The organism is Nostoc sp. 106C, from assembly GCF_002154725.1.
Lineage (GTDB): Bacteria > Cyanobacteriota > Cyanobacteriia > Cyanobacteriales > Nostocaceae > Aulosira.
In genome coordinates this window covers 19,228-39,870 of the sequence record NZ_MTAW01000128.1, presented here as the reverse complement: position 1 = coordinate 39,870, position 20,643 = coordinate 19,228, and the positions used below count along the sequence as shown (strand labels likewise).

Sequence of the window (20,643 nt, the reverse complement as noted above, 5' to 3'; positions counted from 1 at the left end):
AAGGGGTTTGAGGATTTCTTATCCCGAACTCAGGTTACCTACGTTATCTCAGCCAATTCCTATAATTGTTTGTAGTGAGGCTTTGGTGTGATTAGATTAACACCTAACATTTGATGAACTTGGTAAGGGGTAAAGGTTTTTCTTTCCTCTTTACCCCACCCTTTTTTCCATATTCCTGGCAGTATTGGGAAATAGTATTACTACTGTCTCGTCAATAACTTCCTTCGCAGTACATCCAATGCTGCACACGCGCTGACATAGCGAATATAAGAACGATTGCGCGTTGTTCCAAAGCGATACTCAAAACTGGCGACTTCATCTTTCGGCCCAGCTAAACCAATATAAACCAAACCCACAGGCTTGGTGTCTGTTCCACCAGTTGGGCCAGCAATACCAGTCACACCTAATCCCCAAGTGGTAGAGAGGCGGGTTTTTACACCAAGTGCCATTTGCTCTGCAACAGTAGCACTTACGGCTCCAAATTTAGCAAGGTCGTCTGGGTTTACTCCTAGCAAACCTATTTTCACGGAGTTGTCATAAGAAATTACCCCACCCCAAAAGTATTCAGAACTACCAGAAATATCGGTCAACATTTGCCCTAGTCCACCACCAGTGCAGGATTCTGCTACTGATAAGGTTTCTCCTGAAGCCTGCAATAACTTACCAGCTACTGAAGCCAAGGTATCATTATCAATACCGTAATAATCTAAGCCTGCAATTTCTTTGATTTGTTTTTCAATAGGCGCAATCAAATCTTCTGCTGCTGCTTCCGAAGCGGCTTTAGCAGAAATTCTGAGTCTGACTTCCCCAGTGCCTGCATAAGGTGCAACTGTGGGGTTAGGCAAATTAAAATAAGGGGCTACTTTTTCTGCCAAAGCAGATTCACCAATTCCCCAAAACCTTAAACTCCGGCTGTAAATAATTTCTTGTCCCCAGCCTTGGCCTTTAAGATAGGGTACTGCTGTTTCTTCCCACATCCGGTACATTTCGGATGGCACACCAGGGAAAGTAAAAATAGTTACATTAGGACGGGGTTGCCAGATAATGCCAGGTGCTGTGCCTGTAGGGTTAGGTAAAATTTCTGCACCTTGAGGAATTAAAGCTTGTTTGCGGTTACTGGGGGACATAACCCGACCGCGTTGAGCAAATTTCTGAGCCATATCTTCGATGATTTCGGCACGTTCTACTAAAGGAACGCCAAAAAAATCAGCGATGGTTTCGCAGGTGAGGTCATCTGGCGTGGGACCAAGACCACCTGTGAAAATCAAAATTTGCGCCCTTGAGGTAGCAATTTCTATAACTTGCTTAAGTCGTTCGGGATTATCCCCTACCACTGTTTGATAGTGGTGAGGAATACCTAGTTGAGCTAATTGTTTCGCGAGAAATTGCGCATTGCTGTTAAGAATATCACCCAACAGCATTTCCGTACCAACACAAATAATTTCTGCACTCATCAGATTTTAGATTTGATATTTAAAATTTTGCGGAAAGTTGAGTCAGTTTCTGGCAGGAGTTGACCAACTTAGCAAACTTTCCCAGACGGATTTTAGATTGAATCCAAAATTACAAATCTAAAATACTTGATTTTACCGAGAGAGTTTCCAAACTCGCCAGATAGCGAAACTGAGCAGCGAAGTTCCAGCACAGGCGTAAGCAATGCCACTAGGTATGCCAGCAATAGCCAATGCTAAACTGCCAACCCACAAAGTTAAAGAATAAATAAACAAAACTGTCCAGCGATGAGATAAACCAGCCTTGAGTAGTCTGTGGTGGAGATGGCTTTTATCCGCAGTAAATGGAGATTTACCACGTCGCAGCCGCGCTAAAATCACTGCTGACATATCTACAATCGGTACGGCAAGAATTAGGTAAGGTAATAATACAGCTGTGAAAGCCGGAATTTTTACCAGACCAATTACACCTACAGACGCTAAGGTGAATCCCATAAAATAAGCCCCGCCATCTCCCATAAAAATTTGAGCGGGGTTGAAATTATAGCGGAGAAATCCCAATGCAGCACCAGCAAGGGCCGCGGCAATTAGAGCTGCTGCTGGTTGGTGCATAAATAGCGCTACAACTAGCATCACCATAGCGGCAATTCCCGATACCCCAGCTGCTAATCCATCTAAACCGTCAATCCAGTTAATGGCATTGACCATTCCTACCAGCCAAAGGACTGTAATCGGTAAACTCAGCCATTCCAGGTCAACAATTCCTACGGTGGGAACAGTAATAAAATCTATACTTACGCCTGCTTTCCATGCACCAGCTGCCACAATCATTTGCATCAACAGACGTGACAGGGGTGACAAGTTAAGTAAATCATCGGCTAAACCAATAAGAAAAAAGCCGAGACCACCTAAGGTGACACCCCAAATTTGCCATTCTTTTTCCGGTGGCAGACTGCCAAATCCACCTAACCACCAGACAATTAGTAGAGAGGTTATAGTCCCTGCGAAAATTGAAACTCCTCCCAGACGTACCATCGGGCGTTGATGGACTTTTCGTCCACCAGGTTGATCTACACGTCCACTTTTGATCCCAATGTTTTTGATATCTGGCGTAGTCCAGAGAACGACTACGGCGGCTACTAGGAAAGAAATCAGATGATAAATCTGAGGAGGCATCTGTATTTTCAAAAAGTAATTTGTAAGACAAAAATCTGCTGAAGGATTTTGCTACCTAGATCTACTAAATTTGAGTCATTGATCAGCATAGGAATTTGAGATTTTAGATTAGAGAATACAGGCTAGGAACTTTTAAATAGGCGGAGGATTAAGGGGAAGTGTTATCTCCCTCGCTCCCCTGCTCCCCTGCTTTTTCTCCCCAATCCCCTATGCTAGAGCTGGTACGGGAATCTCTAGATGAGAATATAGGGGGAAGCGATCGCATAACGCCGCTACCCGTCGCCGACAATCAGCAGCAACTTCCTCGGAGTCTGGAGATATTAAGCGATCAGCAATAATATTTCCAATCTCTGTAAACTCTACTTCTCCTAACCCCCTGGTTGTCATGGCTGGCGAACCTAACCTCAGACCGCTGGTAACAAATGGTGACTGCGGATCGAAGGGAACTGTATTTTTGTTAGCGGTAATATTTACGCCACTCACCAGCTGATCCGCTTGCTTACCTGTCAGTCCGATAGATCGCAAATCTACTAGCATTAAATGGTTATCTGTACCATCTGATACAAGTTTTAAACCACGATTTTGCAGTTGAGTTGCCAGAGCACGGGCATTGTCAATCACTTGCGCAGAATATGTTTTAAACTCAGGCTTTAGAGCTTCGCCAAAAGCCACTGCTTTAGCAGCAATTACATGTTCTAATGGCCCGCCTTGAGTTCCGGGGAAAACAGATTTGTCGAACTTTTTACCAAGTTCGGCGTCGCGGGTCAAAATTAAACCGCCACGAGGACCACGAAGAGTTTTATGGGTAGTAGTAGTTACTACGTCGCAATAAGGGATAGGGTCGGGATGAAGGCCAGTAGCGACCAAACCAGCAATGTGGGCAATATCAGCTAGCAGGTAAGCACCGATTTCATCGGCGATACTGCGGAACTTCTCAAAGTCAATGATTCGGGGATAAGCGGAATAACCACAAATTAGTAGCTTAGGACGCTCCCTTAGCGCCAGCTCCCGAATTTGCTCATAGTCTAATTGTTCTGTTTGTTCGCTAACGCCGTAATGGCTGACTTTGAACCACTTACCTGACACATTCACAGGTGAACCGTGGGTAAGATGTCCTCCATGAGACAAATCCATCCCCATAATTTTGTCGCCTGGTTCTAATAGTGTCAAGAACACGGCAAAATTCGCTTGAGCACCAGAATGGGGTTGAACATTCGCATGAGCAGCACCAAAAAGCTGTTTAGCACGGTTGATTGCTAACTGCTCAACTTTGTCAATAAATTCACAACCGCCATAGTAGCGTTTACCAGGTAGGCCTTCGGCATATTTATTTGTGAGCACAGAACCTTGCGCTGCTAGTACAGCCGCTGAGGTAAAGTTTTCACTAGCAATCAACTCCAAATGGTCACGTTGACGCTGTAGTTCTTGATTAAGTAGCTCCGTGATCGCGGGGTCGCTAGAGCTCAGCAAGTCTGAATTAGTCTTAGTCACTTCAGCTATCCTTAGAAAAATTTGCACAACAGTTAATTTTGCCTGGGTGTCGTACCTACGTAACAGTCCACAGTCAATAGTACATATTTAGTCTATAGTTCAATGGCTTTTGACGATTACCAACTTCTTTATTATTAGACGCAAGTTCGATACTGTAGAAAAACCCAGAATCAAAAATTTTTAATTTTTTAATTTTAAATTTCTTGTAGCGGTGTATGTATTACTTTTTACTAAAAAAACTCCTCTCTACTATACACAACATACAATAAATCTAGAGTCTACTTGGCAATTTTTGTTTGAGTTGCGACCGCCTGTATATTGTCGAGGTGTTTCTTCTCAAAACTCCTTTCCTGCTCTCAAGCGCTACGCGATCGCCTACACTTTTGCCAAAGAGACATCAGAGGTTACTTTTAGGCGTTCATTGCCATCCCGAATCACAATCCACTTTTCCCAAATTCTAGACTGAGCAAAGCTGGAACATCTAGTAATTCTGCGGCTGGGGCGTCTAAAAAGCCGATTCTCCCCTAAGTGAAATTGTGGGTAATAGTGAGAATTTACAGGAGGGATGGGATGCTAGTCATTTTAATGGAAAATCAAATCCTTGCCCCTGGGAAGGTTTGTCAGTCTTGTCTACTAGCCGATCAAAGTGGTCAACCACGTTGGAGTCAAGGTCAACTGCGTTGCGGTCAACAAGTACGTAAACTCACCGAACAGCAGCCAGAGCAGTATGAGTGTATGATGGGTTTTCTCGTTGCCAATATAGAATAAGAGGATTTGCTAGCAAGACCAAGTAACTGCGTTATCCTAGGCTCAAGTAACTGTTGAACTTTATCCACAGGAGAACTCACCATGTCTTGGCGCGGGTCTACAACGGTTTCGGACCGCATTCTTGCTTGCTTACCTTATTTACTGCCCTTAATTGATGGGTTGATGTTTGGTTATGTGTCCTTATTAAGACAATTTCCAGCGCTGCAAGTGGTGTTTTTGCCCCTTGCGCCGATTGTTGCTATTTACGGCAGCTTAGGACAATTTGGGCAACTAATAGTTTTCTTTGCCTTATTCTTTTTGGTGGTGAGAAATGAAAAAATCATTCATTTCATTCGCTTTAACACTATGCAGGCAATCCTTTTAGATATTATTGTGTTTTTGTGCAGCATAGTTTTGCGGGTTGTAGCACTCCCTGGTGTAGATTTTGCAGTGCAAACTGTAGCCAGCACTATCTTTCTCGGTTTAGTAGCAGCAGTTGGATATTCTGTTGCTCAGTCTCTTTTAGGGCGTTACGCAGAAATTCCAGCAATTTCGGATGCTGTTTATATGCAAGTGCGGTAGTAATTAACGAGCTGCTACGGTGTTCTCTAGGCGACCAATGCCTTCAATTTCTACACGGACGCGATCGCCTAGCTGCAAGCAACCGACTCCCTCTGGTGTACCAGTGAGTATCACATCTCCTGGCAGCAGCGTCATTACCTGACTAATATAGGACACTAAAAAATCGGGAGCAAATACCATCTGATCGATACAGGTAGATTGCACAGGATTAGCATCCTCATTCAAAAAAGTCTGCAATCTCGCACCCGGATTTAATTCTCTGACGATCCAAGGACCCAAGGGACAAAATGTATCAAAACCTTTGGCTCGCGTCCACTGACCATCTTTTTTTTGTAAATCCCGCGCTGTCACATCATTAGCAATGGTATAACCCCAAATTTTGGTTTGGGCTTCCTCTGGGGTACAGTCACTAGTGCGATCGCCAATGATCAGTGCCAATTCGCCTTCGTAGTCTACCCTTTGTGACAGAAGAGGATATTTAATTTCTGTCTCAGAGGCAATAATAGATGTAGGTGGCTTGAGAAAAATCAGTGGTTCACTCGGCACCGGAGTCCCCATTTCTGCTGCATGGTCTGCATAATTCTTGCCCACAGCCACAATTTTTGAGGGCGCACAAGGAGCCAGAATGTGATAATCGTCTGGTGCCAAGATTAAATCTGTAGGTTGTCCCTGTAACCAGGGCGGAGCATCTAGTAACTGGACATTAAGGGATAGTTGTAATAACCCATAGTAAATCTGTCCTTCCTGATTTTGAACTCGCACATAGCGCTGCGCCATAACCTTGATTAATATCCTTTTGGATGCAATTGAAAGCTGTTAGCTGTTAGCAACCGTGAGTTAGCTTTTGAAAAATCAGTAGAGCCAACAGACAACGGTAGAGCTTTGAGTCTCAAACCAATAGCGGTCGATAACCCAAAGCTCGATTCCCCCTCTTTAATTCAATCCCAGGGTTAACTTAACTGCCTCTGTTGCCACCCAGCAACTTCCCGTCAGGGTATTGCTAAAGCTGCTCATGCGGCTGCTAAACATCAGAAGTCAGGGAGTAGCTTCTTTTTAGAGATTAAAACTTTGGCGGATTTGGCTCAAGATTCAAATTAAAAACTGGTAAGATTATAGTTCCTTGTTGCTTCAGATGTTGATCGGTACTGAGATATCCTCTCAAAAGTACTGTATAAATTAACATCGGCAGCCACTCTGTCCATAAGGAGACTAAAGTTCATGTCGATAGTTTACGAAACAATGTACATCCTGCGTCCCGATCTGGGAGACGAACAGGTAGAGCAAGCGATTAATAAATATCAGAACTTGCTCAAAGAACAAGGTGCTGAAGATATCCAAATTCAAAATCGTGGAAAGCGTCGTCTGGCTTATGAAATTAAAAAGCACCGGGATGGCATTTACATTCAATTCAACTATACTGGTCCTGGAACTGCGATCGCCCCTGTGGAAAGGGCAATGCGTTTGAGCGAAGAAGTCATTCGCTACCTAACAATTAAACAGGAAGTCCACGAAGAAAAAGCAGATCCAGTGGCTGCAACCGCTTAAGCAAGTTCTAAATCAAGCGTGCTGAGTCCTGAGTTTCGAGTTTAAAGACCGCCCATAAAGAGAGAAGTTGCCTGGAGGGAATCCCTTCAGGCAAAGTTCTGGGGCAGGGCTTTTACAAAGTACATCAGTACTTGGTAATTTTCCTTTCTCAGACTCAGCACTCAATATTGAGAAGAACTTAATACTGAGTAAGATAAAACTTATAAAAAAATGTGCCTTTTTTCTTCCGATCTTGGCTAGTAATGCTAAATTAACAACTACTTGCCAAAAGTATTATGACCGCAGTTATACGTAAAAGTGGACAAGATTCTGAATGGGAGCTGTAAGCCACTGTGAGCCAATCTGATACATCCAACATCCAAGCTCTCTCTAGTGAAGTATCGCAACTGCGCCAAGAGTTGCAACTTCGTGACCAATTAGTGCAACAGTTATCTCAAGAACTCTTCCGACTGGTCAAGGGTAATACTAGTTTTATTCCCCAAAAATCGGAGTCGGAGCCAGATCTGAAGCAGTTGCAGGCTTTGCAAGAACAATTGCAAGCTGTCGAGCAACAGGTGACATTCTACCAAGAGCAAATTACCGCGCGTGACGCCGAGATTTACCAATTGCGGCAGACAGTTCAGGAATTAACCGATCGCAGCCGCATGTTAGAGCAAGTAGTACAGGAGTTACCACAAATTTACCGTCGGAAGTTTGAAGAGCGTATGGCTCCAGTGCGAGAAAAAGTAGCAATGCTACAACGAGAAAATCGACAACTGCAAGCAGAACTGCAAAGTGTCAGTTACCGTTTAGCTCTGAAAAGCCGTAATGCCAATCATAGTGGTATCGATCTGCCCAGTTTTCCCCGTCCAACATCTGACGAAACCAGTATTTCTCCTGTACCTAATAGTTAATAGTAATTTTAAATTTTCCTAACAGTTGAGCCAGTTGCTTGCGAAGCTGAAGATCTAAGGCAGCCGATTTTAGTGTTGCTCTCAGGTTTCTTAAATGTAAGCGCCTGGTATCATCTGTGCTGAGTTTTCGTGAATAACGCTCATGAACTACATATAAAACAACCTTCCTTACAATAGAAGAATTAAAAACGGAAAATCCTCGAAATAAACCTGACATCAGGCATGATAGTGTCGATAAAAAAAGCTTCAGCTAAACTCTGTACAATAAATTATTAATCCTTACTGCATTTGGTTCACCATACCAATAAATGTCAGATCAACCTGCACTCCTAATCGAACTGCTCCGTGCGGCTTACGCAGCCTTCAACGCGCGAGACGTTGACGCTGCCCTTGCCCTCATGACTCCGGACGTGGTTTGGCCCAGAGCGTTCAAAGGCGGTTTTGTCCGTGGACCTGAAGAAGTTCGCGCTTACTGGACGGAGCAATGGAGCGAGATCAATCCGCACGTCGAGCCGGTTTCCTTTTACTCGGAGGCGGCCGGGCGCATTTTGGTCGATGTGCATCAGGTCGTGCGTGACAAGGCTGACGCAGTTCTTGCCGATGAGCACGTGGGCCATCGATTCACCTTTGAACACGGCTTGATTCAAGCGATGGAAGTCTGTCCACTTCCATCGTCCATCCCAAAGGCCTAACCACACGCAAAGAACGAACAAGCATCGGTGGGCAGCCTTTTTCTGTATCCGGGATGAAGTAAGCAACCGTACAGAAAGTTACGCGCTTGGATTTGATGAGCCGCTTTTAACCCAAGCGATCGCTACGGAGAAACCTATACCAATTGAAGCATGGTAATAATTTTGCCAATATTTTTGATTTTATTTGCTTATCCCAGTTTTCTGTTCCGTTGCTACTCGCACCCCTAAACCGAAACAAAAACCTCTCTTTTTACTGAGAGAGGTTTCTCAACTAAGACACACGCTCATACTTTTTCTCTAGCCTCTTTTAATTTTGCTACTCAGGCACCAATGTGATGGGGCAGAAAGCAAAGCGTAACAATCTATTTTGCTATAAGTCAATATATAAGTCCCAAGGGCAGCTGCCCTTAAGGGAGTGTAAATTTATAGAAGCTATATGATCGCCAATCTGGTATTGTTAATGATGGTGAGGTGATTGTAATCGAGGAAATTATTAAAAGTTACTAAAATTGCTGGGCCTCACCATGCATTTCTAAATAAGAATAGAGATTCACCCTGCTAGTACCAGCCTATTATCGTTGGCGATAGTGAGGACATCTTCATAGGTACGAAAGATTTCAAATACTGAATCCAGTTGAGTGAGTTCTAATATCAACCGGACGGGTGCTTTAACGTTGCAAAGAACTAAGCGGCAACCGCTCTGGCGTGCAGCTTTCAATCCTTTTACCAACGAGACTAAGCCAGAACTATCCATGAAATCTACTGCTGCTAGGTCGATAACCCAAAGTTGGTAAGGCTGTGGTATTACTTTAGCCATTTCGTTACTTAAGGCGATTCCACCTTGTAAGTCTATACTGCCTTGAGGTTTAAACAAAACCACTTGAGCTTTCTGTTTCAGAGTCATGAATTTCACTGAATTAATTGCAACACTATAACAGAAAACAAAAAATTGGCATTAATACTGCGTTCTGTTTACAACAAGTACTTGCCGTGTTACTTAAATAACAAAGGAATTACAGCAGTGCAGTTGAAACAAGTTTTTTCAGTATTCATGCCGTATAATTTGTCTTAACTTTCTCAATATAGGCATAAGCTCCTAAGAATGGCAGTAGCTTACGTATTTTTTACAAAATTTTTATATTTAGAAGGATTTCGATAAATTTTCTATAAAAAGATTATACTTATTCTTCAGTAACTATACGGTTGTGCTAATAGCTTATAAAGAAGCCCCTGTCAATCCTCCACAGTTAAAAGTTAGTATAGACTAGAAGCTATGTACTCCCATGAGTGGCTTGATTGACACCCCACCCAAAAAGGAGCAAAGATTATAGTACAAGTAAAAATTTGTAAAGGCGGCGGTGCGGAATGTCTCTTGAGTTGATTTCACTAGAAAACATCCAGGAATTCGCCCACCATTATGGTTATTGGGCAATTTTTTTGGGAATTTTGCTAGAAAATTTAGGCATTCCCCTTCCTGGTGAAACCGTAACCCTTGTAGGTGGGTTTCTAGCAGGTAGTAATGAACTTAATTACTGGCTGGTGCTAGGGGACGCCGTTGCAGGTGCCGCAATCGGTGGTACGTGTGGTTATTGGATTGGTAGATTCGGTGGTTGGAATTTCTTACTACAAATTGGTAAGTTGTTCCGAATATCTGAGGAAAAACTACTAAATATTAAAGCGCAATTTAGTGAGAATGCTGTTAAAGCTGTATTTTTTGGACGCTTTTTCGCGTTCCTACGAATATTTGCTGCGCCACTAGCAGGTATAGCCGAGATGCCTTTTGGAAAATTCTTTGTGTATAACTTAGCAGGCGCAAGTGCTTGGGCAAGCGTGATGGTAACATTAGCTTTCTTTGCGGGAAGAGTTGTTTCTTTGGAACAATTGGTTTCCTGGGTTAGCCATTTTGCGATCGCAGCCTTACTGATTTTAGTTGCTGTAATCGTTGTGCCCATTTGGTTAGAGTCTCGCCAAGTCAAGCGTGCAGCGGGAGAATAATAAAGAAACAAAGTAAAAAGTAAAAAGGCAAAAGTAATAATTTCTTTGATCTTTTGCCTTTTTATTTTTGCCTTTACCTAGTGTGTTGGGCCCAAATGCGTGTTGGTAAACCCCAAACGTAAATAAAGCCTTCAGCTGCCTTGTGATCGAATTTATCTTCAGCACCGTAGGTTGCCAAGTCAGGGGTATAAAGAGAGTTATCACTCCAACGCCCGACTAAGGTGGCATTACCCTTAAAAAGTTTTACCCGTACAGTACCAGAAACTCGTTCTTGTGTCTTTTGAATAAACCCATCCAAGGCTGCTTTCAGTGGACTGTACCACAAACCGTTGTAGACCAATTGGGTATAAGTCTCTTCAATACCACGCTTGTAGTGACTGACATCTGCTGTCAGAGTTAAGCTTTCTAAATCTCGGTGTGCTTGAATTAACACCATCATCGCAGGCGATTCATAGATTTCCCGCGATTTGATGCCCACCAAGCGGTTTTCGATCATATCAATCCGCCCGATACCATGATTTCCTGCGATCTGATTTAGTTGTTCAATCAGATCGACTGGAGTTTTTGCTACACCGTTTAGGGTTATAGGAATACCTTGTTGGAAACCAATTTCAATGTACTCTGGCTGATCGGGAGTATCAGCGATCGCCTTAGTCATCTGATAAATTTCTTCTGGTGGTTCAGCAGCTGGATCTTCCAGCACCCCCGCTTCAATACTACGACCGAGTAAATTCTTATCAATGCTGTAAGGAGAAGATTTTTTTACTGGTGTGGGGATACCATAACGTTCACCGTAGGCAATGGTTTCCTCACGACTCATTCCCCATTCCCGTGCTGGTGCAAGGATTTTAAGATTGGGATTTAGGGCTGCACAGGAAACATCAAAGCGTACCTGATCGTTACCCTTGCCAGTACAACCGTGAGCGATCGCATCAGCATTATATTTTTGGGCTGTTTCTACTAATATCTTGGCAATTAGTGGACGGGCAAGTGCAGTTCCTAAAGGATAACGATTTTCATAGAGGGCGTTAGCTTGAATCGCTGCAAAGGCGTAATCTTTAACGAAGCTTTCTTTTACATCCGCCACCAGGGATTCACTTGCACCCGATTTTAGAGCTTTTTCTCGAACTGGTTCTAATTCATCTCCTTGGCCTAAATCTGCTGCTAGCGCAATCACCTCTTCTACACCCCACTCATGCATGAGGTAGGGAATGCAAACAGAGGTATCTACTCCGCCAGAATATGCCAGGACAACCTTTTTGGCGCGACCCATTAGTTTCTCCACTTAGGAAACAAAGAATGAGTCATTATTATATCTAACTAATACACGTATATTTTATCTAGTATTCAAACAATGGAGAAATTAACTACAAATGCTTATATAGCGTTCCTATTTGATTTTTGAACTTACTCGTGGAGGCAGGCAATATACAATAGACAAGAGGCAATAGAATTTTTCACTAATGATTAGGATTGCTATATAATCAGCTATTTTGATGAATTTATTGCTGATTTTGATCGTATTTATTGAATAATTGTCAGAGTTTGCTTATAAAGCAATCGCTTTGAAAAGTAATATAAGTTATATCTAGTGAATGAAGCATCCTTGATAATATTCATGGTGCGTTCAAAGTTCCGCCATCAAGCATCCTAATATTTGGTAAATCGAGGCCATCGCAATATTTTGTCTACCAGGATTTTTAAATGCAGATACTTCTCCTCTTATCAGTAAGAAGAGAAGTTTTAAGTTAAGTATAATTCTTGTAATTTACTCAAATCCAACCTGCAATAACTCTTTTTCACAAGATTTATACTGTTGCTAAGGCAGGTTCTGTCGTAAACATTTTCAGAGTTTCTGGTTGAGTTGCAAATTTTAAGTATTGAGTTGCCATTTCTGGTGTTAGTAGTTCGATCATGATTCTGTTTTCTACCCAAAACTCAATGACATCAAACAAAGTATCGCGGTTACAGCGCACAGTACGCCAACCTTCACGCTCACCAATTGTTTGGATTTCTTCTTGATTAACAGATACAGAAATGGCTGCATGAATATCTGTAAATCTAGAAGAAATAGCGGTCTGTACAAATACTGCGGATTCCTTATTGCCTTCGCCAGGTTCTATCTGAGAACCTAAAGGATAAAGTTCAATGGCTGTACCATGTTCATCAAAAGGTATAACTATATAGCTACCTGGATTAGGAGGAAAGGGAACAGCATATGCTTTTAAAATTTCCGCGAAAACTTGAGCAACATGGTGAGGGTTTTTAACAGCAAAAGAAATATGGTGAATCATAGAATAACCTCAGTTCGATATTTTATAGATTAGGAAACAATCGGGGAGAACTAGGGGAGAAAAGTCTGGCTTGTGCAGAGCTACTGAGGTCGCCCATAATGAGCCTGACCCTTACCATCGGAAGTCTGAAGTAAGAGGACTTCTTGTCCGTACTCGTTCTTATCTATTGACCACGCGTATGTTTCAGGCTTGGCGGTATTGCGTCCAGAGTAAGTGCGTCCAGTATTGCAGATTTGCCCTTTGGATGTGCTTTCAGTAGGTTGGAAGGTAAGTTGTTGATCCTCAACACTAACCTTACCTGTCTCTTGTATGAACAGGTTAGACGCGCAGTTGTAGGTGTTGATTTGAATTAACCTTTGCCGCTGGTAGTTACCGTTAGCTGCGAGTTGAAAGCGATCGCTCGAACCATTCGGTGCTGCTGACTGTCCCGTATTTTGGTCTTGGTATTGAATAGAAGAAATTCGACCGTAAAGCCACTCGCCTTGAAGTTCAGCAGGTATCGCACCGCCGTTTTTACCTGCTTGACTGGTGCTAGGGTAAACAAACAGGCTAGCACTGAGAGTTAGACCTAAAGCAGCAAAAAGACGGGCGGTTTTTGATAAGGAAGATAATTGTTGATTTGTCATATTATTTTTAACCTTTTAGTCATGAATTAAACTTTTGCTTTCATGTTTTAAAAATAAAAAACAATCGGGGAGAACTGGGGGAGACAATTAAGTTATGAATAAGTTTCTATAAAGGATTATTAAGCTAGAAAATTAACGTTAAAATTTTTATTCACTATTACGTAGCCTATTCTGGCTCAAGCTAATATTGCGATGCTCAAACAGTTATTTAACTCTCCCAAAGCAGACATATTGGTAATTGATGATACACCAGAAAACCTGAATCTTTTATCCGCTATGCTGACCGAACAAGGATATAAAGTTAGGAGCGTGACCAAAGGTTCGACAGGATTGCGGGGAGCAAATGCAGTTCCCCCCGACTTGATTTTGCTGGATGTGAATATGCCAGAGATGAATGGTTATGAAGTTTGTCAACAACTAAAGACAAGCGATCGCACCCGCGACATTCCGGTAATTTTTATCAGCGCTTTGGGTGATGTACTGGATAAGGTGAAGGCGTTTGCAGTTGGTGGGGTGGACTATATCACAAAGCCTTTTCAACTAGAAGAGGTTTTAGCCAGAATTGAAAATCACTTGACGATTCGCCAACTACAAAAGCAACTCCAAGCGCAAAATCAGCAGTTGCAGCAAGAAATACGCAACCGTGCCAAAGCTGAGGAGAAGTTTGCCAAAGTTTTTCGTTCTAGTCCCAACCCGATCGCGATCGCCACAATTTCAGAAACACGTTTTCTGGATGTTAATCCCAGTTTCTTAAAAATGAGTGGCTATTGTTTAGACGATGTAATTGGACATACCGTTAGGGAAATTGATTTAGGTAAAAATACAGTAGCGATCGCCCAAACTATTCAAAATTTACCCGATAGCGGTTCGCTCTACAATCTGGAATTTGAATTTTCTACCAAATCTGCCGAACTCAAAACCATCTTACTTTCCATCGAATTGATTGACCTAGCGGGAGTACCGTGTGCATTATTAATTGCCAATGACATCACCGAACGCAAACGCCTAGAAAACGAGTTTATCTCTTTAGTTAGTCATGAGTTGCGTACACCTTTAACTTCCACAATGGGAGCATTAGATTTATTGAGTGCAGGACAACTAGGAACTCTAACCGCACAGGGGCAAAAAGTTCTGAGCATTGCGACAAATAACACTGAACGTCTAATTCGTTTAGTGAACGATATTCTCGATTTAGAACGGATGAAATCGGGCAAAATCTTTATGCGCAAGGCCAAGTGCAACGCTGCTGAATTGCTGATTACAGCAACAGAAGCGATGCAAGCAATGGCAGATAAATTACAAGTCAAACTAATTGTTAATCCTTTAGAAATTGAACTTTGGGCAGATGCCGATCGCTTGTTGCAAACTTTGACCAACTTACTAAGCAACGCGATTAAGTTTTCGGAACCAGGTGATACTGTTTGGATCAGTGCCACAGTTTCAGAATATCAAGGCGTTGAGTTGAAAAAAGACACATCCAACTACCTGTTGATTACTATCCAAGATGAAGGGCGAGGAATTCCTGAAGATAAGTTACAAATTATCTTTGAACGCTTTCAGCAGGTAGATGCATCTGACTCCCGCAACAAAGGCGGAACAGGTTTAGGACTGGCTATTTGTCGGAATATTGTGCAGCAACATAACGGTAAAATATGGGTTCAGAGCGTTTTAGGGGAAGGTAGCACGTTTTATGTACTTTTACCTTTAGCTGTCTTTAATTAGCAACTTCTCACTACTTCAATCTCCCCCAGTTCTGCCCGATTGCATTTTAGAATAGCTCAAGGTAATCAAGCTAGTCAGCATCACATATCATGCAAGGATGACACCATGAGCAGAAATATCTTGATTGTTGATGATGAAGAAGATGTGCAGGCGATCGCCAAATTGGGATTAGAATTGGGTGCTGGTTGGAATGTGTTGACGGCTTGTTCTGGTAGAGAAGCTTTGAATGTAGCTGCCAACTCACAAGTTGATGTCATCCTGCTAGATATGATGATGCCTGATATGGATGGGCGTGCCACTTTGCAAAAATTAAAGGCTAACCCTGTTACTAAGCAAATTCCTGTAATTTTACTAACTGCCAAAGTCCAAGAGTCAGATCAAGACTGCTTTACGGGGTTAGATGTAGCTGCTATATTTGCCAAGCCTTTCCGCCCTTTAAAACTGGCAGGGCAAATCAGTGAAGTGTTGGGTTGGGCTTACAGTGAAATAGAGAGTTGATAAGTGGTTAAGCAAAAAGGGAATAGGGAACAGAGAACAGCCAGGAGAATGTGTAATTAATTTTGTTTAGGTAGTTATAACTTAAGCAAGAATGGTTGCCTAGATCCCCGACTTCTTGAAGAAGTCGGGGATCTAAATCCAATTCGTGGGTGCTGTGCGCTTACAATCTTAACTCTCTCATCTTCTCCTCATCTTATTCACATTTCTCCCCTAGTTCTCCCCGATCGCTCTTTAATTTAAAAACACAAGCATCGCTGGGAGATAAATCAAATGCAAATTATACAAAATCTTAAAAAAGAGCTAAAAAAGCTGATATTCGCCTATCGTTTCATGCGCATTGTACAACTACCTTACGGTTCCTTTGGCGCAGGTGGCAATTTGTCTGATGCAGCAATCGATCCCAAGAGTCTCAATCAAATTGTCCAGTTTCTCTCGCGCACACAAAGGGGAAGAATAGCCCTAGCTGAAAAAAAGCTCCTCGGTAAGATTGATTTACAGCAACTTCATCAATTACCTAGCAACACTTTGGGCTATATTTACGCCGATCATATGATCAGAAACGGCTTAACTCCGCCGCCAGTGCGCGAACATACGCCAGATACTTATAGATATTTGTTCAATTATGTGATGGAAACTCATGATATCTGGCACGTGGTTACAGGTAGCAATACAGACAAAGCTGGTGAAATTCAAGTAGAGACATTTTCTTTAACTCAGTTTTATCCGGCGCGGTTTTGGGTGGTGTTACTAGCGAAAAATTTCCTCAAAACTGCGATTGAAGATATGGATTTGTGCAGTCAGCACATGGAAGCTTTTGTGCGCGGCTGGATTATGGGACAACAAGCACAACCTCTGTTTGGTGTTCCTTGGAATACTTTATGGGAAAAGCCTTTAGACGAAATCCGCGCTGAATTAAATATTCGTCCTTATTTAGGTTCAGAATTAGAAGCTGCTATTAAATGGCGTGGTGAGGAAATTACTGCTAAACCTGAATTGGTGGGAGTCAAATGAGACATACAGCAATAGATGCGAGTGTGACTACTTTGGTGGATCTGTTGGAGTATCGAGGCAGCCATCAGCCGCAGCAAACAGCTTATACCTTCCTTGCAGATGGGATTACCGAAGATAGCAGTTTCACCTATGGGGAATTACATCAAAAAGCCCAGGCGATCGCAGCATATTTGCAGAGCCAAAAAGCCTACCAAGAGCGAGTTTTATTACTTTATCCGCCTGGGTTAGATTTTGCTGCTGCTTTTTTTGGCTGTTTGTATGCAGGCGCAGTGGCGGTTCCGGCTTATCCTCCGCGCCCCAATCAATCTATCTCACGACTACAAGCGATCGCAGCAAATGCTCAAGCTAAAATTGCACTCACCACTCAAGCAGTTTTAGCCCTTGTGCAGCCACAGTTACAAGAATTTGCCGATTTGCGATCGCTACAATGGCAAGCTACCGATAACCTAGATAACCACTGGGCGCAAGATTGGCGAAGAGTCGAAGTTAGTAGTGATAGCCTCGCCTTCTTACAGTATACTTCCGGCTCCACTTCCACACCAAAAGGTGTGATGATTAGTCACGCTAATTTACTGCACAATTCCTCTTTAATTTATCAATCGTTTCAGCATTCTCCAGAGAGTCGGGGTGTAATTTGGCTACCTGCTTATCATGATATGGGCTTGATTGGCGGTATCTTACAACCGCTTTACGGTGGTTTTCCGGTCTTCCTGATGCCGCCGATGATATTCTTACAAAAGCCTTTTTACTGGTTGCAAGCGATTTCGCGTTACCAAGCAACTACCAGTGGCGGCCCTAACTTTGCATATGATTTATGCGTGCGTAAAATTACCCCAGAACAACGCGCCACTCTCGATTTGAGCAGTTGGGAAGTTGCGTTCAATGGTGCGGAACCCGTGCGTGCGGAAACAATGGAGCAGTTTGCTACTCTATTTGCGCCTTGTGGCTTCCGTCGCGAAGCGTTTTATCCCTGCTACGGAATGGCAGAAACTACGTTAATCATTGCTGGGGGAGATAAAGCTGCTTTACCAACTGTGGAAACGGTAGAGGAAAATGCTTTAAAACAGCATCAAGTAATTCCTAGCGATAATCATCTTGATAGTCAAAATATTGTTAGTTGCGGTCAAACTTTAGCAAATCTGCAAGTTGTTATTGTTAATCCAGAAACTTTAACTCAATGTTTACCCAATGAAGTCGGGGAAATTTGGGTTTCAGGTGCTAGTGTCGCTCAAGGATATTGGAATAATCCCCAAGCAACAAAAGAATATTTCCAAGCATACTTAGCAGATAGCCAACAAGGGCCATTTTTACGCACAGGAGATTTAGGCTTTTTACATCAAGGCGAACTATTCGTTACAGGCCGTCTCAAAGATTTAATAATTATTCGGGGACGTAACTATTACCCCCACGATATCGAATTAACGGTTGCTCAAGCTCACCCATCCTTAAGACTTGGCGCTGGTGCAGCTTTTACCATTGAGCGCGAAAATGCAGCGCGGCTAGTAATTGTGCAAGAAGTTGAGCGTCAATATCTGCGCCACCTCAACGTTGCAGAAGTGGTGGGAAAGATTCGGGAAGCGGTTTTACAACAGCATGAGTTGCAGATTCATACTATAGCGCTGATTAAAACCGCCACTCTCCCGAAAACTTCTAGCGGTAAAGTCCAGCGCTATGCTTGCAGAGAGCAGTTTTTAACTCAAAAATTAGAGATTTTGCCAAATTTAGCGCCAAATTCGAGCGCAAATCAGCTTTTGTCTGCATAATCGCCTCAGTTATCAAGGTTTGGAATATGGAAACCACTGCTAGCATTGAATCCGCATCAATTAGTCGTGCTACTGATTTATTAAAAAAGAGAACCATGAGCAACAGCTATATTAAGTTGTTGCAGAAGCGGCATTTTTTATTGTGTGATGTTCTACCTTTTGTTGGGTTTATTTTAGCGATCGCCTGTTTGTGGGGCAAGCCTATCAGTGTAGTTGATATTACAGTTTTTCTGGGGATGTGGTTTCTCACCTCTGTAGGAATTACTGTTGGCTATCACCGCTATTTCACCCATAAAGCTTTTCACACACATCCATTTATTCGCATTCTGCTAGTGATTCTCGGTTCTACAGGTGGACAAGGCCCTGTTCTTTCTTGGGTTGCTAACCACAGACATCACCATCGTTATAGTGATGAGGTTGGGGATACCCATTCCCCTCATTTAAACGGTACAGGGTGGCGCAATCAGCTTTATGGATTTTGGCACGCTCATCTGTGGTGGAAGATGGGCTACGATTACCCCAACCCACTTTACTATGCACCAGAACTACTGCGGGACAAAACAATTTGCAAGCTTAATCAACTGTATTATGTCTGGGTAATTTTAGGGCTGGTTTTCCCTGCGGTTGTAGCGTTGAGTCTCACAGGAACTTGGAGTAGTGCTTGGCATGGTTTTTTGTGGGGTGGAGTCATTCGCCTGTATTTAGGACAGCAAGCAACTTGGTGCATTAACTCTATTTGTCATCTCTGCGGTAGTCGTGCTTTTGATACCAAAGAAAAAAGTACAAATAATCTTTGGTTGGCTATGCCTACTTTTGGCGAATCTTGGCACAACAATCATCATGCCTTTCAAAACTCAGCTAAGTTTGGGCTGCAATGGTGGCAAATTGATATTGGCTATTGGGTAATAGTGACATTGCAAAGTCTGGGTTTAGTTTGGGATGTGAATCAACCTACACTTGAAATGATCCAATCAAAAAGCGTGCGATCGCTATAAATAAGTGTAGTTCTAGCTTTCCATCTATTATTTGCCATCTTCAAAAGCGAATCTATAACCTGCGAAGCAGAATTTAATTATGAATACGACAGAGCAACAGCCCCTAACACATACAGATAAATACTATATTCAAACTATCCGTCCTTTCTTACCAAAAGAAGCTTTTCAAAAAAAACCAAGTTATCTCTGGTATTTTCTGGCTAATTTTTCGCTATTTATCTCAGCAATTACCGTAACACGCTACTCCGATAATATTTGGATATTTTTGATTGCAAGTTTATTGTCAGGAAATAGCTTACCTGGTCTAGTTTTTTTTGCTCATGATTTGAGTCATGGTTTAGTTATGGCAAAATCTTGGCAGAGACATTGTCTAGAAGTGTTAATTTGGGGAATAAATTTTATCCCCCAGACAATGTGGATACATATTCATCATCGAACACATCATCCTAATGCAGCAACATTTCAAGACCCTGATAGACGATGGTTAACCTCAGAAAAAACTTGGATTAAATGGATTTACACTTGGATTTTCTATCCACAGAAAAATAAATTATTACCTGGATTAATTAATCCTTTTGCTTATATTCATTTTGTTTTTTACATTCTGCGTAATTTCATTGCTGTTTTTATCTCACCAACAAGCAAGCTGTATATAGTTCCTTATCAAGTACCATATACTTTCAAAGAAAAATTCTCAATTATTATTGAAACAGGCATTATTATTTTAATCCAGACTATAATTTTTGCAGCCGTTGAATGTAACTGGTTAAAGTACTTATTTGTTGGGATATTACCTATATTGATTGCTTCAGTGATTGAAGTCATTTATGTAGCGACAAATCATTACCTCAATCCAGTAAAAGCGCAGAATAATTCTGTGCAAGGTACTACATCTGTAATAGTACCTCCCTTGTTCAATCTGATTCATGACAATTTCTCTTATCACACTGAACATCATTTATTTCCAACAATGCACCCTTGTTACTATCCATTAGTTAGCGATTTGCTGAAAAAGCACTTTCCACAAGACTATAACCAGTTAACAATTACAGAAGCTTGGCGGCGTTTATGGAATTCTCAGGCTTTTGACCTATGATGTGACTCTCTGACCATCTGTGGTTGCAATGCATAAAGTAAAAGCGATCTTTACAGTTAATACATT

The 20,643-nt window shown here is 42.2% G+C and carries 21 protein-coding genes; 13 read left to right on the top strand and 8 right to left on the bottom strand.

The genetic code is table 11. From position 1 onward, the window contains the following. Positions 1–200 precede the first annotated feature (200 nt). From BV375_RS19690 to glyA, 3 genes are all read right to left on the bottom strand, one after another. Positions 201–1,454 (bottom strand): competence/damage-inducible protein A, encoded by a 1,254-nt coding sequence (locus tag BV375_RS19690; protein ID WP_086763399.1) that lies wholly within the window; start codon positions 1,452–1,454, stop codon positions 201–203. Between the two features lie 132 nt (positions 1,455–1,586). Then, on the bottom strand, positions 1,587–2,627 hold the full coding sequence (locus tag BV375_RS19685; RefSeq protein ID WP_086763397.1) for an MraY family glycosyltransferase: 1,041 nt from the start codon (positions 2,625–2,627) through the stop codon (positions 1,587–1,589). Between the two features lie 207 nt (positions 2,628–2,834). Beyond that, positions 2,835–4,118: a serine hydroxymethyltransferase gene (gene glyA, locus BV375_RS19680; protein ID WP_086763416.1), complete on the bottom strand. Its 1,284-nt coding sequence runs from the start codon at positions 4,116–4,118 to the stop codon at positions 2,835–2,837. Positions 4,119–4,329: 211 nt separating this feature from the next. Between glyA and BV375_RS36120 the strand changes: the two genes are divergently transcribed. The 3 genes from BV375_RS36120 (at position 4,330) to BV375_RS19670 (ending at position 5,447) form a co-directional block, all read left to right on the top strand. Then, positions 4,330–4,584, top strand: a complete 255-nt coding sequence (locus BV375_RS36120) for a hypothetical protein (protein WP_143842144.1) — start codon at positions 4,330–4,332, stop codon at positions 4,582–4,584. A gap of 104 nt (positions 4,585–4,688) precedes the next feature. Next, on the top strand, positions 4,689–4,886 hold the full coding sequence (locus tag BV375_RS19675; RefSeq protein ID WP_086763395.1) for a hypothetical protein: 198 nt from the start codon (positions 4,689–4,691) through the stop codon (positions 4,884–4,886). A gap of 81 nt (positions 4,887–4,967) precedes the next feature. Continuing rightward, positions 4,968–5,447, top strand: coding sequence for a Tic20 family protein (locus BV375_RS19670; RefSeq protein WP_086763393.1), 480 nt, complete (start codon positions 4,968–4,970; stop codon positions 5,445–5,447). A 3-nt stretch (positions 5,448–5,450) separates the two neighbouring features. On the opposite strand, the gene BV375_RS19665 is transcribed toward BV375_RS19670, so the two are convergent. Next, positions 5,451–6,224: a fumarylacetoacetate hydrolase family protein gene (locus tag BV375_RS19665; protein WP_086763391.1), complete on the bottom strand. Its 774-nt coding sequence runs from the start codon at positions 6,222–6,224 to the stop codon at positions 5,451–5,453. Positions 6,225–6,665: 441 nt separating this feature from the next. Between BV375_RS19665 and rpsF the strand changes: the two genes are divergently transcribed. The 3 genes from rpsF to BV375_RS19645 all read left to right on the top strand — a co-directional run bounded on the left by rpsF (position 6,666) and on the right by BV375_RS19645 (position 8,577). Beyond that, on the top strand, positions 6,666–6,992 hold the full coding sequence (gene rpsF / locus BV375_RS19660; RefSeq protein ID WP_086763389.1) for a 30S ribosomal protein S6: 327 nt from the start codon (positions 6,666–6,668) through the stop codon (positions 6,990–6,992). Positions 6,993–7,324: 332 nt separating this feature from the next. Continuing rightward, positions 7,325–7,885, top strand: coding sequence for an Npun_F5560 family protein (locus tag BV375_RS19655; RefSeq protein ID WP_086763387.1), 561 nt, complete (start codon positions 7,325–7,327; stop codon positions 7,883–7,885). 308 nt (positions 7,886–8,193) lie between these two features. Next, positions 8,194–8,577 carry a nuclear transport factor 2 family protein gene (locus tag BV375_RS19645; protein WP_086763383.1) on the top strand — a complete coding sequence of 128 codons (384 nt, stop codon included), beginning with the start codon at positions 8,194–8,196 and terminating at the stop codon, positions 8,575–8,577. Positions 8,578–9,127: 550 nt separating this feature from the next. Here the strand turns inward: BV375_RS19645 and BV375_RS19640 are convergent. Continuing rightward, entirely contained in the window at positions 9,128–9,481 is a 354-nt protein-coding gene (locus tag BV375_RS19640; RefSeq protein WP_086763381.1) for an STAS domain-containing protein, read from the bottom strand. Positions 9,482–9,942: 461 nt separating this feature from the next. On the opposite strand from BV375_RS19640, the gene BV375_RS19635 reads away from it, so the two are divergent. Next, a complete protein-coding gene (locus BV375_RS19635) occupies positions 9,943–10,572 on the top strand; it encodes a DedA family protein (RefSeq protein ID WP_086763379.1) in 630 nt (209 codons plus the stop codon). A gap of 73 nt (positions 10,573–10,645) precedes the next feature. Here the strand turns inward: BV375_RS19635 and BV375_RS19630 are convergent, their stop codons facing one another. The 3 genes from BV375_RS19630 to BV375_RS19620 form a co-directional block, all read right to left on the bottom strand. Beyond that, positions 10,646–11,845: an argininosuccinate synthase gene (locus BV375_RS19630; protein WP_086763377.1), complete on the bottom strand. Its 1,200-nt coding sequence runs from the start codon at positions 11,843–11,845 to the stop codon at positions 10,646–10,648. 535 nt (positions 11,846–12,380) lie between these two features. Next, complete coding sequence (locus BV375_RS19625) at positions 12,381–12,866, bottom strand: hypothetical protein (protein ID WP_086763375.1); 486 nt, start codon at positions 12,864–12,866, stop codon at positions 12,381–12,383. A gap of 80 nt (positions 12,867–12,946) precedes the next feature. Beyond that, positions 12,947–13,492 (bottom strand): hypothetical protein, encoded by a 546-nt coding sequence (locus BV375_RS19620; RefSeq protein ID WP_086763373.1) that lies wholly within the window; start codon positions 13,490–13,492, stop codon positions 12,947–12,949. 192 nt (positions 13,493–13,684) lie between these two features. Between BV375_RS19620 and BV375_RS19615 the strand changes: the two genes are divergently transcribed. From BV375_RS19615 to BV375_RS19590, 6 genes are all read left to right on the top strand, one after another. Beyond that, positions 13,685–15,214 (top strand): ATP-binding protein, encoded by a 1,530-nt coding sequence (locus tag BV375_RS19615; protein WP_086763371.1) that lies wholly within the window; start codon positions 13,685–13,687, stop codon positions 15,212–15,214. Positions 15,215–15,319: 105 nt separating this feature from the next. Continuing rightward, entirely contained in the window at positions 15,320–15,712 is a 393-nt protein-coding gene (locus BV375_RS19610) for a response regulator (protein ID WP_086763369.1), read from the top strand. Between the two features lie 270 nt (positions 15,713–15,982). Further along, the gene (locus BV375_RS19605) at positions 15,983–16,723 is read left to right on the top strand and encodes a Coq4 family protein (protein WP_086763367.1); all 741 of its coding nucleotides are present in this window, start codon (positions 15,983–15,985) and stop codon (positions 16,721–16,723) included. Then, positions 16,720–18,486 (top strand): fatty acyl-AMP ligase, encoded by a 1,767-nt coding sequence (locus tag BV375_RS19600; RefSeq protein ID WP_086763365.1) that lies wholly within the window; start codon positions 16,720–16,722, stop codon positions 18,484–18,486. The genes BV375_RS19605 and BV375_RS19600 overlap by 4 nt, the downstream gene beginning before the upstream one ends. Before the next feature lie 26 nt (positions 18,487–18,512). Continuing rightward, a complete protein-coding gene (locus BV375_RS19595) occupies positions 18,513–19,481 on the top strand; it encodes an acyl-CoA desaturase (RefSeq protein WP_086763363.1) in 969 nt (322 codons plus the stop codon). A 79-nt stretch (positions 19,482–19,560) separates the two neighbouring features. Continuing rightward, on the top strand, positions 19,561–20,577 hold the full coding sequence (locus tag BV375_RS19590) for a fatty acid desaturase (protein ID WP_086763361.1): 1,017 nt from the start codon (positions 19,561–19,563) through the stop codon (positions 20,575–20,577). Positions 20,578–20,643 lie beyond the last annotated feature (66 nt).